We start from the raw sequence: 14,320 nt of genomic DNA on the forward strand, positions 1-14,320 counted from the left end.
GCCGCGGCGGCGCACTGGCTACCCTTCAGGCGTCGCGATAGATGGCATACAAGGCCGTGGTGTAGTTGTGATAGGTGTTGCGGCCACCAAGCCGGGCGAATTCGCCAAAGCCATACATGCCGAGCCACGGCGGCACCTCCCCGTTCCGCGACAAGGGATACTGCATCCGCCCCACCAGTTCCTCCTTCATGACGCGGTTGAACAGGTAGCGCCCGCGGGCGAGACAGTCCGCGTGAAACACGGCAACCAGTTCCCGGTCTCCGGCTCGCGCCACCATCTGCGCCATCATCCGGTCCATGTCGTTGAAGATGCGCGCCTCGTCGCGCACCGTGAGCCACAGCTCCGTGCCCTCGGCGACGTCGGTGGCGTAGTGCATGGCGCCGTCCGCGTCACGCTTGGTGACCACGCGCAGAATGTGGTCGTTGCCGTACTCTGCCGCCAGCGCCGGTGGCAGCCGTTCCGCGAGCGCGCCCACGGGGATGGTGTCGCCGCAGGTAGCGGCGACCGGCAGTTGCAGCCGCTCGGTATAGACCTCCCAGGCGGGGCGGTCATTCAGCGTGTGGATGCGGTTGCCCGTTGCCCTGGTGACCACCAGCGGATCGCCCACGGCGACGAAGCCATGGGTCGCCTGCGTGATCACCGACAGCGTCGGGTCCGAGAAGCCGACGGCGTAGGCGGCGTGCTCGAAAACGGTGTCGTCCACCATCTGGAAGCTGGCCACGCCCTTCATGTTGTCCGCCGAGGTGGCGCCGAAAATGGTCACATCCGGACCGAACACGGACTCGATGCCGCGGATGCAGGCGTCATCGTCGATGTCGATGCCCGAGGCCAGGAAGTAGATCATGTTGACGGCGGGAGCCTTGGCCTTGAGCTGCCGCGCCAATTCCGCCGCCTTGTCCAGTGAGTTGTGTCCGTAGATGCCGTCCACGTGCGCGACGGCGATGTGCTCCGCCCCCCGCGCCGCCATGATGGCGACATCCTTCATGGACTCGCTGACGCCCTCCCTGCCCACCACGCCACAGCACGAGCTGCCCACGATGCGCGCGCTCGGCGCGCGCTCGCGCGCCTCGTCGATGAGCTGCTGCTGGTCGTGCCCCATGGATGCGTGGATGATGATCAGGTCGCAGTCCTGGTCGCGCTCGCCGAGGGCGGCATCCAGGCACTCGGCCATGGCGCGCCGCGAGTTGACCATGCGGGTGCTGGCGGAATGGAACCGGATCATCAGGTTTTCCTTGGTGCTTTTGCTAGGTACTCCACCGATTGTAACGCCGCCGCGGATGCTCGGCAGCGTCAGCACCAAGGTTTTCGCGGCCCATTGCACACTGCTTCGCATCCTGCGCCGGTGGTACGCGCTCAGTGGCCACTGTCGGCGGCCAAGTTCGGCACAAAGTCCGCGGAATCCAGTGATCGGGCGACTGGACCGGAGCGTCGTCCGTTCCAGTGCGCCATGTGCCACCCCGGGCAGCGGGCGGACTACGCGCCGCGCTCCGCGTCGCCGTCGTCGAGTCCACCATCCCGGGTGGGCGGCGTCTGCCGGCCGGTGCCACCGGACGGCGCCGCCAGTTGCGGCAATGCCTGCTCTCCTCCGGCGATATGCAGGTGCACATCGCGCTGCGGATAAGGGATGCCGACGCCCTCGGCGTCGAAGCGGCGCTTGACCTCGCGGGTGATGTCCCAGAACACGGTCCAGTAGTCGGCGGTCTTGGTCCAGGGGCGGACGATGAATTTCACCGACGAGTCGGCCAGCGCGCTCAGCTTGATGGTGGGCGCAGGGTCTTCGAGCACCAGCGGATGCGCGCTGACGATTTGTTCGAGGATCGCCTGGGCACGGTCGATGTCGTCGTCGTAGCCGATGCCGAACTCCATGTCCACACGCCTTTCGACGGCACCGCTGGCATTGGTAATGACGTCGCCCCAGACCTTGTTGTTGGGCACGATCATCTGTTTGTTGTCGAAGGTCTTGATGGTGGTGGACACCAGGTTCATCGACGCCACGGTGCCGGACACACCGCCTGCGTCCACCACGTCGCCGACGTCGAAGGGTTTGAACAGCAGGATCATGATGCCGCTGGCGAAGTTGCCGAGCGAGTCCTGCAGCGCGAAGGCCAGAATGAAGCCGGCGGCGCCCAATGCGGCCAGCAGCGGCCCAATGCTCACCTCGAGCGCCGCCAGCGCCATGATCAGGCCGATGGCCATCACCACCCAGCGCGCGGAGCCCACCAGGAAGTGCTCCAGCAGCGCGGAGGTGCCGCGCACCCGCTTCAACCCCCGGTGGATCAAACCGCGGAAGATGCCCGACACGAACCAGGCCACCAGCAGAATCCCGAAGAACTTGAGCAGGTTCAGGCCCACGCGGATGCCACCCTCCTCGGAGGTGAGCCAACCCTTGATGGCGAGCCAGGAGGCGCCGGCATCGTTGACGTCCAGATGGATGCCGCGCACGGCGCTCGCGTACAGACGGTAGTCGCGGATCTTCGCCTGCGTGTCCGCGTCGTCCGGGCTGGTCTTGGCCTCCAGGGCCGCGACGACTGCCGAGAAGTCGTCCAGCAGCAAGGTGCGCTGCTCGCGCAGGGCCGTCACGTCCTCCAGCAGACCGGTTTTCGCCTCCTTCGCCTCTGCCTCAGGCTCGGTTCCCTCGGGCGCGTCTTTCGCCTCCGCGTTGAGCCGCCTGATCTCGATATCGGCCAGGGCGATCTCCTCCGACTTGGCCTGCACCAGATCCTGCCAGGCATTGGCCTCCACCACCAACTGCGCCTTCGGCAGCGGCTTCAGCAGCAATTGCAGTTCGTCCACCGGGATCCTGGGGTCCGCGACGGTGACGGGCTCCGGTGGGTTATCGGCGTCCGCGGCCGACGCAACAACGGGGGACAGCAAGAGTAGGCAAGCGAGAAGACACAGGGTCAGCCTGGACATGAGGGGCTCCTTTGGGCGCGGGCGCGATACAACTGGCCACGATGCTGAGTCAGTGAAGGTTCCACGCGACGGAACGCATGCCACGGGCTACGACGCCCAGTCAGTCGGTTACGTCACGACGCGCGACGCATTTTGCAGAAAAACGGTCGGTCTTAATACCGCCGGCCGACACCGAATTGCCCGTGCCCGATGAACAAGGCTCAGGATTTGAGCCACCACCCGCCGCACACTATGCAAAGAGGCCGCGCTGCGGCCGCCATCTGGACTCGGGAGGCGAACGATGCAACACGCTCGACATAGCCGCCAGCAAAGACTCGACCCGGCCGCGCAACGGACAGCAGGGGGCGACGCCCGGCTGGGCCGCCAGATCAGACTGCAGCGCAGCGCGCTCGCCGGTTTCCGTCATCACGAGGCGCCCGAGCTCTGGCCAGCGCTGGCCAGGCGCGCCCGCCTGAGCCTGCAACGCGAAGCGGACAACCCGCATGACCCGAACGCGGTCGCGCTGCTCTGGCGCGGCCGCAAGCTCGGCTACCTGCCACGCGGCGAGAACCTGGTGGCCGCCCGGCTGCTGGACCGCCGGCGCCAGCTGAGCGCCCGCATCGAGTGGCTGGACCCGCACGCCGAGCGCAATGGGCGCATCCGCGTCGAAGTGCTCATGCACTGACTCGAGCCGTCGGCGACGAAGCAGGCGCGGCCCGCGCCGCCGGCCGAGCGGGTCTTCGCTTCAGTCGGGGTGCTCCCCGCGCGCCGCGTTCGGCGCGCCGGTGGAGGTGTCCTCGGCCAGCGGCACCGCCTCCGAAAGCCATGCCAGGAACAGCTCGTAGCCGAGCACCAGCACCACGGCGCCGACGAAGAGCCCGACGATGCCGGCGCCGATGAATCCACCGATAGCGCCGATGAAGATCACCGGCATGGGCACCGAGACGCCGCGGCCGAGCAGGATGGGCTTCAGCACGTTGTCGATGGAACCCACCACCAGCGCCCAGGCGGCAAACGGTATCGCCGTGCTGAGGTCCGCGCTGTAGAAGAGATAGAGCATGGCCGGCAACAGCACCGGGAAGGCACCGAGCTGAATGGTCGACGTCAACATCACCACCAGCGCCCACAGCCCCGCGCCCGGCACCCCCGCCGCCAGCATGCCGAGACCTGCCAGCAGCGCCTGAATCAGGGCCACGCCCAGGATGCCGCGGGAGACGCTGCGCACCACCTTCTCGGCCAGGTGCGTGAAGTGCAACCCGCGCTGGCCGGCGAGTCGGCAGCCGATGGCGTCGGCGGCACGCTGGCCCATGTCGCTCTTCACCAACAGCACGGCCGCGATCAGAATCGCGAGCACGAAGTGCAGGAGCCCCATGCCGGCAGACGTGACGAACCGCAACAGCCAGGCGCCAAGCGCCCGCAACTGAGGCTCCAGTGTCTTCAGCGACGCCGCGAAGTTGGTGGATGCCTCCTGCCAGACGGTCTCGATCTCCTTGCCGAACACCGGCACGCCACTCAGGTCCGGGGGTGGCGGAACCTTGAGGTCGCCTTGCACCAGGCTCCGGGTGAGCCACTCCGCACCATCCACCAGTGTTTCGCTCAACAGCGCCACGGGCACCAGCAGCACCAGCATCGCAATGAGCACGAACAGCACCGCGGCGAGCACGCGCCGACCGCCGAGATGCCGCAGCAGCCACTCATAGCCTGGCCACACGGCCACGGCCAGGATGATGGCCCAAGCGATTGGCACCAGAAAGGGCTCCACAATCCGAAAGCACAGCACCACCATCGCCGCGACCAGGCTGATGCGGATGAACGCCTCCACGGCCTGATCCACCCGCGACCCCTCGGCCGGGGGCGGTGTGCGTGGCATCGCATCGCCGCCAGATTCGGGCAACTCGGATTCACTCATGTGCATGGACTCCTTCGCGCGCAGAAGAGGCAGGTCCGAATGCCGACCCATCAGCCGTCCGGCGGCGCGCTGCCGTCGGAACGGCGCCACAACCGCGATGGCATTGCCTTCGGCTTCGTCTTTTCCGCTGCCGGGGGCACAGGATCGTAGCCTGAATCGCCCCACGGGTGACAGCGTGCGATGCGCCGCGCCGCAAGCCAGCCGCCGCGGACCAGACCGTGGCGCTGCAGCGCTTCCAGCGCGTAATCCGAGCAAGTCGGCAGGAACCGACAACGCGGCCCGATGAGCGGCGAGATCAGATATTTGTACAGCTTGATCAGCACCACGGCCGGTGCGACGGCCGCCCGTCGCAGCCAGCCGCCGCGATTAGCGCTGTGCTTGTGCTCGTTATCGTTTGCGGACATCAGGCAACAGACCCCTTGGCGGCGCCGGAGGCAGGCGCCAGCAGCCCCTCGCGGCGCACGAAATCGACGACGGCCTCCAGTCCCTCACCGGTGCGCAGGTTCGTGAAGACGAAGGGCCGCTCCCGACGCATGCGCTTTGCGTCCCGCTCCATCACCTCGAGCGACGCCCCCACGTAAGGCGCGAGGTCGATCTTGTTGATCACCAGCAGGTCCGAGCGGGTGATGCCGGGACCGCCCTTGCGCGGAATCTTCTCCCCCTCGGCCACGTCGATGACGTAGATGGTCAAGTCCGCCAACTCCGGGCTGAAGGTCGCGGCCAGGTTGTCGCCGCCGCTCTCGACGAAGATGAGATCGAGCCGCGGGAAGCGTGCTTGCAGATCGGCAACGGCGGCGAGATTCATGGAGGCGTCCTCGCGGATGGCCGTGTGTGGACATCCGCCGGTCTCGACGCCGACGATGCGGCTCGCATCCAGCGCCTGGCTCCGAATCAGGAACTCCGCGTCCTCGCGGGTGTAAATGTCGTTGGTGACAACGGCGATCTCGTGCTCGCCCCGCAGGCGTTTGCACAGGGCGTCCAGCAACGCGGTCTTCCCGGAGCCCACGGGACCGCCGACGCCGACCCGCAACGGATTGCTCATGCTCATCTGGGGATTGCTCGCTGTAAAGACAGTTGCTGACCGGGCCCTGCAGCCGTGCCGGGCGGCGTTGCCGGCGGCCGGTCAAGACCGAAACGGCCGGGGTTCTGCTGCACACGGCCTGCGCTGCCGATGGCGAGCGCCGGTCCGGACGCAGCGACATCATCGTCGCCCAACGCGCGCGCCAGGTCCACCGCCGCCGGAATCCGGTCGACGGCACCACCACGGCAGACATGCCGAGCCCACCGGCGGCGACCGGGCCATCGAAACGGTGCAGTCAGGAGCGAAACAGGCGGGTGTACTGCCGCTCATGGCGGGCGCTGGCGATGGCGAGCGCCGGGCTCGCCGCGCCGATGTCCTCGTCGTCCAACTCGAGCGCCAACTCCACCGCCGCCGGGATGCGCGCTCCCACGCGCGTCAGCACCCGTTGGCCGTCGGTTTGCCCCAGCGGCACCAGCTTGACGGCGGCCAGCACCAGGTTCTCGGCCCAGGAGAAGGCCAATCCGGCCAAGGCGTCGACGACGGGAATGCCCCAGCGCGTTGCAGCGAAGGCGAAGCCGGCGGTCTGGCTTTGCATCAGCAGGTGCCGCCACGCGCCCGCCCCGGTGAGCTCCAAAGCACACAGCAGGTCGGCCATGGCACGGCCGCGCTGGCGCTCCTCCGCGCGCAGCTCGCTGGTCTCGCGGGTGGCGATGAGCTGGTCGGTCAAGCCGGCCAGCGCGTCCTGGTCCGCGGCAGCAACGGCCGCCATCATGCGCGCGGCGATGGGCAGGTCCAGGCGCACCAGGGCATTATCGAGTTGATCCGATAGCCAGTTCTCCACGGTGCCTACATCCATCAGCCAGCCCTGCTCCACTGCCCATTCGATGCCCTGCGAATAGGTGAAGGCGCCCACCGGCAGCGATGGGCTCACCAGGTACAGGAGCCGCACCAGCGCCAGCGACGGCGCCGCGGGAGCAGCCTCAGCCATGGGTGTGCCCGTGTTCCCGGCCATGCCCGTGCCCACCGCCGTAGGCACCGGACTCCGGCTCGAAGGGTGCGTCGATGCCGCGTACCGCCAGTCCCAAGCCGCGCACCATGTCGTCCAGCACATGGTCGTGCAGCCAGCAGAGCCGGCTTTGCTCGATCTGCAGGGCAACGTGCCGGTTGCCCAGGTGGTAGCAGGCGCGCGCGAGCAGCAACGGGTCGTCGGTCTCGGCGCAGGATAGCCGCTCCGGTGCCGCCAGGATGCGCACCGCGAGCCCGTCCTCCGCGCCGAGGACATCGCCATGCCGCGGCAGCTCGCCGCGCGGCAGCAGGATGCCCGCCTCGCGGCCGTCGTCGAGGCGGATGCGCTGGCGCGAGCGGCCGCGCTGGTCGAGGGTCAGGTGCGCGATCGCGGTGGCGCCTGCGCCATCGGGCAGGCGCCTGGTGAGCATGGGCAGACGCGTGTCAGCCATTGCCGCCTCGGCCCATGCGCGTGCGCACCGCCGCGGCGTATGCAATCAAGTCATCGAGATGATGCTCCACCACGTCCTCACGAATATCCTGCTCGATGCGCTCTGGCCGCGCCAGCCGCCGCAGGTCCGCGACACAGGTTTCGATGAAGGCCAGCTTCTTGCGCACGAGATCGGCGTCGGTCATGGTTCGGCCTCATCTCGCCCGCGGCGGTAGCGGTGCAGGTGCGGCAGCAGGTCGAAGTACTCGTTGCGGGCGCGGACCTCGAAGCGAATGCGCGCGGAGCGGTCTCGCTCCAGCAGCAGCACCCCGTCGCGCAGCACCCTGTGCACCAGGTCCACGGGCGCGCGATTCAGCACCACCAGGTCCACGTGCCGTCCACCGAGCAGGCCGGTCAGCCGATCAGCGAGGTCGAGGTGCAGCCCGGCCAGCGTGCGTGGTGGGTCCTCGCGGAACAGTACGGCGACATCCACATCGCTGCCGGGCTGGTCTTCGCCGCGGGCGACGCTGCCGAACAGATAGGCACAGACCAGTTCCTGATTCCCGTCGCCGAGCGCCTCGGCCAGCGTGCCGCACACCGCGAGACACGCTTTCGATGGCGTTGAGCGCGAATACTTGCCCATGGTCTCTTCGCCCATCCACTTTGCTAGCGAGGCTTCGCCTCAGACCGACGAGTGATGACATCGCTTTCGTAGGCCGAACAGCGATCGTTGTCGTTGTCGTGGTCGTAATCGTAGTCCGGTAGTCGACCACGACCAGGACAAACTTGACCCCGAGAAGAGCGGTTCATCATGAAGATCACGAAGAAAAAGAATAGCTTGGAATGCCGAGACTGCTCGCAACGCGTATCCGTGTCGCCCTGGAGGGCGACACTCCGGCCGCCCTCCGGCCTGCGCTCCCGGCTCCCGGCGCTTGGCGCTTCGCTCTCGGCCCTAAAAGAGAAAATACCGCTGCGCCATCGGCAACACATCCGCGGGCTCGCAGGTCAGCAGCTCGCCGTCGGCGCGCACTTGGTAGGTCTGCGGGTCCACCTCGATCTTCGGCTGCCAGGCGTTGTGGATCATGTCCGCCTTGGTGACCTGGCGCACGTCGCGGGCGATGCCGATGAGGCGCTTGAGGTTCAGCTTCTGCGCCACCGCGTCCTGCATCGCCCAGGCCGAGACGAAGGTCATGCAGGTATCGCCGACGGCGCGGCCCACCGCGCCGAACATGGGCCGGTAGTGCACCGGCTGCGGCGTCGGGATGGACGCGTTCGGGTCGCCCATGACAGCGGCGGCGATGAGCCCGCCCTTGAGCACCAGGCTCGGCTTGGTGCCGAAGAAGGCCGGGCGCCACAGCACCAGGTCGGCGAGCTTGCCCACCTCGACGCTGCCCACCTCGTGGGCGATGCCGTGGGTGATGGCCGGGTTGATGGTGTACTTGGCGATGTAGCGCTTGGCGCGCGCGTTGTCGTGCTCGGCGGGGTCACCCTCCAGGCTGCCGCGCTGCACCTTCATTTTGTGTGCCGTCTGCCAGGTGCGCGTGATGACCTCACCGACCCGGCCCATGGCCTGGCTGTCGGAGGAGATCATGCTGAAGGCGCCGAGGTCGTGCAGGATGTCCTCGGCGGCGATGGTCTCGCGGCGGATGCGCGACTCCGCGAACGCCACGTCCTCCGGAATCGATGGGGACAGGTGATGGCAAACCATCAGCATGTCCAGGTGCTCGTCCACGGTGTTGACCGTGTAGGGCCGGGTCGGATTGGTGGACGACGGCAGCACGTTGGGCAGCCCGGCCGCCTTGATGATGTCGGGCGCATGGCCGCCGCCGGCACCCTCGGTGTGGTAGGTGTGGATCGAGCGGTCCTTGAAGGCGGCGATGGTGTCATCGACGAAGCCGGACTCGTTCAGCGTGTCGGTGTGGATGGCCACCTGCACGTCCATCTTCTCGGCCACGCTCAAGGCACAGTCGATGGCGGCCGGCGTCGTGCCCCAGTCCTCGTGCAGCTTGAGGCCCATGGCGCCGGCGCGTACCTGCTCCTCCAGTGGATTCGGCAGACTGCCATTGCCCTTGCCGAGAAAGCCCAGGTTCATCGGCAGGTATTCCGCGGCCTGCAGCATGCGGTGGATGTTCCAGGGACCGGGCGTGCAGGTGGTGGCGTTGGTGCCGGTGGCGGGGCCGGTGCCGCCACCAAGCATCGTCGTGATGCCGGACATCAGCGCCTCATCCACCTGCTGCGGGCAGATGAAATGGACATGTGAATCGACGCCGCCGGCGGTGACGATCATGCCCTCGCCGGCGATGACCTCGGTACCGGGGCCCACCAGGATATCCACGCCGGCCTGAGTGTCGGGGTTGCCGGCCTTGCCGATAACCGCGATGCGCCCGCCCTTGATGCCGATATCCGCCTTGACGACGCCCCAGTGGTCCAGGATCAGGGCGTTGGTGATGACGGTGTCCACCACCTCGTCCGCCTGGCGTTGGCACTGCCCCATGCCGTCGCGGATCACCTTGCCGCCGCCGAACTTCACCTCGTCGCCATAGACGGTGTGGTCGCGCTCCACCTGGATGATGAGCTCGGAGTCGCCGAGCCTGACCCTGTCCCCGGTGGTGGGGCCGAACATCGACGCGTAGACGTCGCGGCCGATCTTGCTCATGACGCATCACCTCCATCACCGCTGTCATCGCCTTCGCCGCCATCGCCGTTGTCGGCGGGGGGATCGAGCGGCCCCATCACCTTGCCGTTGAAGCCGAACACGCGCCGGTCACCCGCGTAGGGCACCAGGCTCACGGTGCGGGTCTGCCCGGGCTCGAAGCGCACCGCGGTGCCGGCCGGGATGTCCAGCCGATAGCCGCGCGTGGGCTCGCGGTCGAAGCCGAGCGCCGCGTTGGTCTCGTAGAAGTGGTAGTGGGAGCCCACCTGAATGGGCCGGTCGCCGGTGTTGGCCACCTCGACGGTCAGCACCGGGCGCCCGGCGTTGAGCTCTATCTCGCCGGGGGCAGTGAGGATTTCGCCTGGAATCATGGTGAGGTCCTAGGGCTAGGGGCCAGGAGAGCCGGGGACCGGGTGCAGAGGGGCGCTGGCCTGGCCCCTCGCCCCTGGACCCCGGCCGCTCAGACAATCGGCTCGTGCACGGTTACCAGCTTGGTCCCGTCCGGGAAGGTAGCCTCCACCTGCACATCCGGAATCAGCTCCGGCACGCCGTCCATGACATCATCACGGGTCAGCAGGGTGCGGCCATAGTCCATCAGCTCGGCGACGGTCTTGCCGTCCCGCGCCCCTTCCAGGATCGCGCAACTGATGAGCGCCACGGCCTCGGGATAGTTGAGTTTCACGCCACGTGCCCGGCGGCGCTCCGCCAGCAGGCCGGCCGTGAACAGCAGCAGCTTGTCTTTTTCTCGCGGTGTCAGGTCCATAGGGCCCTCATGAATGCATGGCTGCGACGTCCGCCGGGGCTTTCTGTCACCTCAGGTCGCCCAGATCCGCGGGGGCACCGCGGTAAGCCCCAGCACGCGCGGCCGCAACGCTTCCCAAAGTGCACAGAATAACCGCTGCACGGGCTCGGTAGAATCGGCCAGCGCCCGAGCCACCAGGAGATCATCCAGCAGCGTGACCCCGGTCAGTGCACCAGCGCATCGCCCGAGCGCTGCCCGCGCCGCGTCCAGATCCTCGGCGATCGCGCCGGTGGCGATGAGGGTTCCGACGACCGGCATCCCACGCAGCCCCGTTGGTCGGTCCAAGTCGGCGGCGCCCGCGACGCGCAGACGCTCGCTGAGCCGCACGCGACCATCGCGCAGCAGCCGCAGCGCCGCATCCAACGCACCGTGGCCGAAGCGCTCACCGATCACGGGCCGACCGAGGCTCAGCACCTCCCAGCCGAGGAAGCGCGCGTCTGCGGTCAAGTGGATCTCGGTGCGGGTCATGGCCCGCGCGCCGGGGAAGAGGATGCCGGGCTGCGGGAGCCACTCCAGCACGCCCCCGGGTGCGACTGAGAGCAGTTGATCCTGCCGCGCCGTGCCACCGGCCGTGCGATAGAACTTGGCCGCCCCCGGCGTGGTGACCAGCACGTGCGCAGCGGTCGCCACGTCGAGGCGCAGCTCCAGCTCGTCGCCGCCGACGATGCCGCCTGGCGGATGCAGCGGATACAGGTGGCAGGGCGCGCCCTCCGGATGGAAGGCGCGCTGCAGGGTAAGCGGCCCAAGCTGATGCTTGCGGGCAAGCACCGTGCGCGGGCCCGACGAACCCGAGCGCTGCTCGCAGCGCAGGTGCAGCTCGGCGCGCCAGCCCATCGAGAAGCCCGGGGGTTGCGACTGTCGCGGCACCGGCACGCGTCGGCCAGCGCCCGCTGCCAGGTCACATCGGGAAGCCGCCGCCAGGCGGAAAGCCCCCGGGCGGCAGGCCACCACCCGGGCCGCCGAGGCCAGGCGGCAGCCGGCCCTGCATCTGGCGCATCATCTTGGCCATGTTGCCGCCCTTCATCTTCTTCATCATCTTCTGCATCTGCGTGAACTGCTTCAGGAGCTTGTTCACGTCCTGCACCTGGGTGCCGGAGCCCATGGCGATGCGCTTGCGCCGGCTGCCCTTGATGATCTGCGGATGCGCGCGCTCCATGGGCGTCATGGAGTCCACAATGGCGATGAGCTTGACGACCTCCTTGTCGTTGACCTGGTTCTTGACGTGGTCCGGCACCTGGCCCATGCCGGGCAGCTTGTCGAGCAAGCCCGCCATGCCGCCGAGCTTGTTCATCTGCTGGAGCTGATCGCGGAAGTCTGCCAGGTCGAAGCCCTTGCCCTTCTTGAGCTTCTTCGCGAGCTTCTCGGCCTGCGCGTGGTCCACCTTCTGCTGGACCTCTTCCACCAGCGAGACCACGTCGCCCATGCCAAGGATGCGCGAGGCGATGCGGTCCGGATGGAACGGCTCCAGCGCCGTGGTCCGCTCGCCGGTGCCCAAGAACTTGATCGGCTTGCCGGTGATCTCGCGGATGGACAGCGCCGCACCGCCGCGGGCATCGCCGTCCGCCTTGGTGAGGATCACGCCCGTCAGCGGCAGCGCGTCGTGGAACGCCTTGGCGGTCCTGGCCGCGTCCTGGCCCGTCATGCTGTCCACGACGAACAGGGTCTCCGCCGGCGACAGCGCCGCCTCCAGCGCCTGGATCTCGGCCATCATGGCCGCATCGATGGCGAGCCGGCCCGCGGTGTCGACGATGAGGACATCCTTGAACTGCTTCTTCGCGGTGGCAGCGGCGTTGCGCGCGATATCCAGCGGGTCCTGGTCCGCGCTGCTCGGGAAGCAGTCCACGCCCACCTCCGCCGCCACGGTGCGCAGCTGCTCGATGGCCGCCGGGCGGTAGACGTCACAGCTCACGACCATGACCTTCTTGCCCTGCCGCTCCTTCAGGAAGCGCGCCAGCTTACCGCTGGTGGTGGTCTTGCCCGAGCCCTGCAGGCCGGCCATCAGGATCACCGCCGGCGGCTGCACGTTAAGATCGAGCCCTTCGTTCGCCGCGCCCATCAACGCCGTCAGCTCGTCGTTGACGATCTTGATGAGCACTTGGCCCGGGGTCAGACTGCGGGTGACGTCGGCGCCGAGGGCGCGCTCGCGCACTCGCTCGACGAAGCCGCGCACCACCGGCAGGGCCACGTCGGCCTCCAGCAGTGCCATGCGCACCTCGCGCAGGGTGTCCTTGATGTTGTCTTCGGTAAGCCGCGCCTGACCGCGCAGCCCCTTGAGCACGTCGCCGAAGCGCTCCTGCAAGCTGTCGAACATGATTTGCCTGGGGATGAAGGGTTGGGGTAAGCCGAAGCGCGGGCATCGCCGCCCGCGCAGCAGAAATCTCGGGCCACACGCCGGGGCCACATAACCAGCGCCAAATGCCGGGCCCCGAATCTCCGAGCCGGATGCTAGGACGCGTTAACGGGGCCGTACACCATGGGCCCGGTCACGACGCCGCGAATCGTTAACCTAAATCAAGGCAGCGCCAAAGAACAGCCCAACCGGGCATCTCTCGATGCGCAAGCACGTTCCGGGACGGCGGCAGTTGTGCGATGATCCGCCGCCATGAGCAGTGCCCCTATCGCTATCGGCAGCATCGCCGCCTATCTCAGCAGCGCCACCGTCGTCGGCTGGCGCATGTTCCATCGCGAGCTCTACCCCGTGAACGCGCTGCGGCGCACGGCGCTGGGTCTGGGCTTCCTGGGGCTGTTGCTGCACACCTGGCTGCTGTATCACGCCATCTTCCACCACGCCGGTCTGGACTTCGCGTTCTTCAACGCCTTGTCGCTGGCCTCCTGGACGGTGGTGGCGTCCCTGCTTATCTCCAGTTTAAACAAGCCCATCGAGAACTTGGGGCTCGTCATCATGCCGCTGGCGGCGCTGACCGTCGGTCTGGACCTGCTGTACCCGACCGTCGGCTTCATGAGCGAGCAGGCGAGCTGGATCCTGAAGCTGCACGTGCTGCTGTCCATGCTCGCCTACAGCATGCTCACGCTGGCGGCGGTGCAGGCGGTGCTGCTGGCCGTGCAGGACAGGGCGCTGCGCCGGCGCAAGCCAAACAGCTTCATCCGCTCCCTACCCCCGCTGATGACCATGGAAGCCCTGATGTTCGAGATGATCAGCGTCGGCTTCGGGCTGCTGACGCTGGCACTGATCTCGGGCTTCGCCTTCCTGCAAAACATGTTCGCCCAGCACCTGGTGCACAAGACGGTGCTGTCGGTGATGGCCTGGCTGGTCTTCGGTGGCCTGCTGCTGGGCAGGCGCGTCTGGGGCTGGCGCGGGCAGAAGGCCATCCGCTGGACCCTGAGCGGCTTTGGGCTGCTCATCCTCGCCTACTTCGGCTCCAAGTTCGTGCTGGAGCTGATCCTGCATCGCTGATGCGCTGTTCGCGCAGCGCATCAGACTGATTCGCTGGATTTCGCTGCGCTCGATGATAAACTACCGGCTTCGGGCGGCACCGGTCTCCACGCCGACACCTCGCCGCCCGATGCCCGCGGGGCCGTAGCTCAGCTGGGAGAGCGTCGCGTTCGCAATGCGAAGGTCAGGGGTTCGATCCCCCTCGGCTCCACCA

16 protein-coding genes and 1 tRNA gene are annotated in these 14,320 nt (G+C 67.7%); 3 read left to right on the plus strand and 14 right to left on the minus strand.

The window, feature by feature from the left end; all coding sequences use genetic code 11:
* Positions 1–25 precede the first annotated feature (25 nt).
* Both LJE69_RS16830 and LJE69_RS16835 read right to left on the minus strand, forming a co-directional pair.
* Complete coding sequence (locus LJE69_RS16830) at positions 26–1,222, minus strand: FIST N-terminal domain-containing protein (RefSeq protein ID WP_296927185.1); 1,197 nt, start codon at positions 1,220–1,222, stop codon at positions 26–28.
* A 251-nt stretch (positions 1,223–1,473) separates the two neighbouring features.
* Positions 1,474–2,913 (minus strand): mechanosensitive ion channel family protein, encoded by a 1,440-nt coding sequence (locus LJE69_RS16835; RefSeq protein ID WP_296927186.1) that lies wholly within the window; start codon positions 2,911–2,913, stop codon positions 1,474–1,476.
* A gap of 280 nt (positions 2,914–3,193) precedes the next feature.
* Here LJE69_RS16835 and LJE69_RS16840 point away from each other — a divergent pair, with 280 nt between their 5' ends.
* Positions 3,194–3,577 (plus strand): HIRAN domain-containing protein, encoded by a 384-nt coding sequence (locus LJE69_RS16840; RefSeq protein WP_296927187.1) that lies wholly within the window; start codon positions 3,194–3,196, stop codon positions 3,575–3,577.
* A 60-nt stretch (positions 3,578–3,637) separates the two neighbouring features.
* On the opposite strand, the gene LJE69_RS16845 is transcribed toward LJE69_RS16840, so the two are convergent.
* The 12 genes from LJE69_RS16845 to ffh form a co-directional block, all read right to left on the minus strand.
* Complete coding sequence (locus LJE69_RS16845; protein ID WP_296927189.1) at positions 3,638–4,801, minus strand: AI-2E family transporter; 1,164 nt, start codon at positions 4,799–4,801, stop codon at positions 3,638–3,640.
* Positions 4,802–4,851: 50 nt separating this feature from the next.
* Complete coding sequence (gene yidD, locus LJE69_RS16850; RefSeq protein WP_296927190.1) at positions 4,852–5,205, minus strand: membrane protein insertion efficiency factor YidD; 354 nt, start codon at positions 5,203–5,205, stop codon at positions 4,852–4,854.
* Positions 5,205–5,849 (minus strand): urease accessory protein UreG, encoded by a 645-nt coding sequence (ureG, locus tag LJE69_RS16855; RefSeq protein WP_296927191.1) that lies wholly within the window; start codon positions 5,847–5,849, stop codon positions 5,205–5,207. The genes yidD and ureG overlap by 1 nt, the downstream gene beginning before the upstream one ends.
* Before the next feature lie 268 nt (positions 5,850–6,117).
* Complete coding sequence (locus tag LJE69_RS16860; RefSeq protein WP_296927192.1) at positions 6,118–6,810, minus strand: urease accessory protein UreF; 693 nt, start codon at positions 6,808–6,810, stop codon at positions 6,118–6,120.
* Complete coding sequence (gene ureE, locus LJE69_RS16865) at positions 6,803–7,258, minus strand: urease accessory protein UreE (RefSeq protein ID WP_296927201.1); 456 nt, start codon at positions 7,256–7,258, stop codon at positions 6,803–6,805. Before ureE ends, LJE69_RS16860 begins: the two co-directional genes overlap by 8 nt.
* 13 nt (positions 7,259–7,271) lie before the next feature.
* Complete coding sequence (locus LJE69_RS16870; RefSeq protein WP_296927193.1) at positions 7,272–7,463, minus strand: hypothetical protein; 192 nt, start codon at positions 7,461–7,463, stop codon at positions 7,272–7,274.
* Positions 7,460–7,915, minus strand: a complete 456-nt coding sequence (locus LJE69_RS16875) for a nucleotidyltransferase domain-containing protein (protein ID WP_296927194.1) — start codon at positions 7,913–7,915, stop codon at positions 7,460–7,462. Before LJE69_RS16875 ends, LJE69_RS16870 begins: the two co-directional genes overlap by 4 nt.
* A 294-nt stretch (positions 7,916–8,209) precedes the next feature.
* Positions 8,210–9,913 carry an urease subunit alpha gene (ureC, locus tag LJE69_RS16880; protein WP_296927195.1) on the minus strand — a complete coding sequence of 568 codons (1,704 nt, stop codon included), beginning with the start codon at positions 9,911–9,913 and terminating at the stop codon, positions 8,210–8,212.
* A complete protein-coding gene (locus LJE69_RS16885) occupies positions 9,910–10,281 on the minus strand; it encodes an urease subunit beta (RefSeq protein WP_296927196.1) in 372 nt (123 codons plus the stop codon). The genes ureC and LJE69_RS16885 overlap by 4 nt, the downstream gene beginning before the upstream one ends.
* 89 nt (positions 10,282–10,370) lie before the next feature.
* Complete coding sequence (gene ureA, locus LJE69_RS16890) at positions 10,371–10,673, minus strand: urease subunit gamma (protein ID WP_296927197.1); 303 nt, start codon at positions 10,671–10,673, stop codon at positions 10,371–10,373.
* Positions 10,674–10,724: 51 nt separating this feature from the next.
* Positions 10,725–11,546, minus strand: coding sequence for an urease accessory protein UreD (locus LJE69_RS16895; RefSeq protein WP_296927198.1), 822 nt, complete (start codon positions 11,544–11,546; stop codon positions 10,725–10,727).
* A gap of 64 nt (positions 11,547–11,610) precedes the next feature.
* On the minus strand, positions 11,611–13,023 hold the full coding sequence (gene ffh, locus LJE69_RS16900; protein WP_296927199.1) for a signal recognition particle protein: 1,413 nt from the start codon (positions 13,021–13,023) through the stop codon (positions 11,611–11,613).
* A 291-nt stretch (positions 13,024–13,314) separates the two neighbouring features.
* Between ffh and LJE69_RS16905 the strand changes: the two genes are divergently transcribed.
* A complete protein-coding gene (locus LJE69_RS16905) occupies positions 13,315–14,127 on the plus strand; it encodes an inner membrane protein YpjD (protein ID WP_296927200.1) in 813 nt (270 codons plus the stop codon).
* 117 nt (positions 14,128–14,244) lie between these two features.
* Positions 14,245–14,320: transfer RNA gene (locus tag LJE69_RS16910), tRNA-Ala, on the plus strand.

The sequence above is a fragment of the Thiohalocapsa sp. genome, from assembly GCF_022340605.1.
GTDB lineage: Bacteria > Pseudomonadota > Gammaproteobacteria > Chromatiales > Chromatiaceae > Thiohalocapsa.

What these genes read in the sequence shown, in the direction of transcription:
- LJE69_RS16830 (WP_296927185.1), bottom strand. Translation starts at nt 1,222, where the DNA reads ATGATCCGGTTCCATTCCGCCAGCACCCGCATGGTCAACTCGCGGCGC.
- LJE69_RS16835 (WP_296927186.1), bottom strand. Translation starts at nt 2,913, where the DNA reads ATGTCCAGGCTGACCCTGTGTCTTCTCGCTTGCCTACTCTTGCTGTCC.
- LJE69_RS16840 (WP_296927187.1), top strand. Translation starts at nt 3,194, where the DNA reads ATGCAACACGCTCGACATAGCCGCCAGCAAAGACTCGACCCGGCCGCG.
- LJE69_RS16845 (WP_296927189.1), bottom strand. Translation starts at nt 4,801, where the DNA reads ATGAGTGAATCCGAGTTGCCCGAATCTGGCGGCGATGCGATGCCACGC.
- yidD (WP_296927190.1), bottom strand. Translation starts at nt 5,205, where the DNA reads ATGTCCGCAAACGATAACGAGCACAAGCACAGCGCTAATCGCGGCGGC.
- ureG (WP_296927191.1), bottom strand. Translation starts at nt 5,849, where the DNA reads ATGAGCATGAGCAATCCGTTGCGGGTCGGCGTCGGCGGTCCCGTGGGC.
- LJE69_RS16860 (WP_296927192.1), bottom strand. Translation starts at nt 6,810, where the DNA reads ATGGCTGAGGCTGCTCCCGCGGCGCCGTCGCTGGCGCTGGTGCGGCTC.
- ureE (WP_296927201.1), bottom strand. Translation starts at nt 7,258, where the DNA reads ATGCTCACCAGGCGCCTGCCCGATGGCGCAGGCGCCACCGCGATCGCG.
- LJE69_RS16870 (WP_296927193.1), bottom strand. Translation starts at nt 7,463, where the DNA reads ATGACCGACGCCGATCTCGTGCGCAAGAAGCTGGCCTTCATCGAAACC.
- LJE69_RS16875 (WP_296927194.1), bottom strand. Translation starts at nt 7,915, where the DNA reads ATGGGCGAAGAGACCATGGGCAAGTATTCGCGCTCAACGCCATCGAAA.
- ureC (WP_296927195.1), bottom strand. Translation starts at nt 9,913, where the DNA reads ATGAGCAAGATCGGCCGCGACGTCTACGCGTCGATGTTCGGCCCCACC.
- LJE69_RS16885 (WP_296927196.1), bottom strand. Translation starts at nt 10,281, where the DNA reads ATGATTCCAGGCGAAATCCTCACTGCCCCCGGCGAGATAGAGCTCAAC.
- ureA (WP_296927197.1), bottom strand. Translation starts at nt 10,673, where the DNA reads ATGGACCTGACACCGCGAGAAAAAGACAAGCTGCTGCTGTTCACGGCC.
- LJE69_RS16895 (WP_296927198.1), bottom strand. Translation starts at nt 11,546, where the DNA reads ATGGGCTGGCGCGCCGAGCTGCACCTGCGCTGCGAGCAGCGCTCGGGT.
- ffh (WP_296927199.1), bottom strand. Translation starts at nt 13,023, where the DNA reads ATGTTCGACAGCTTGCAGGAGCGCTTCGGCGACGTGCTCAAGGGGCTG.
- LJE69_RS16905 (WP_296927200.1), top strand. Translation starts at nt 13,315, where the DNA reads ATGAGCAGTGCCCCTATCGCTATCGGCAGCATCGCCGCCTATCTCAGC.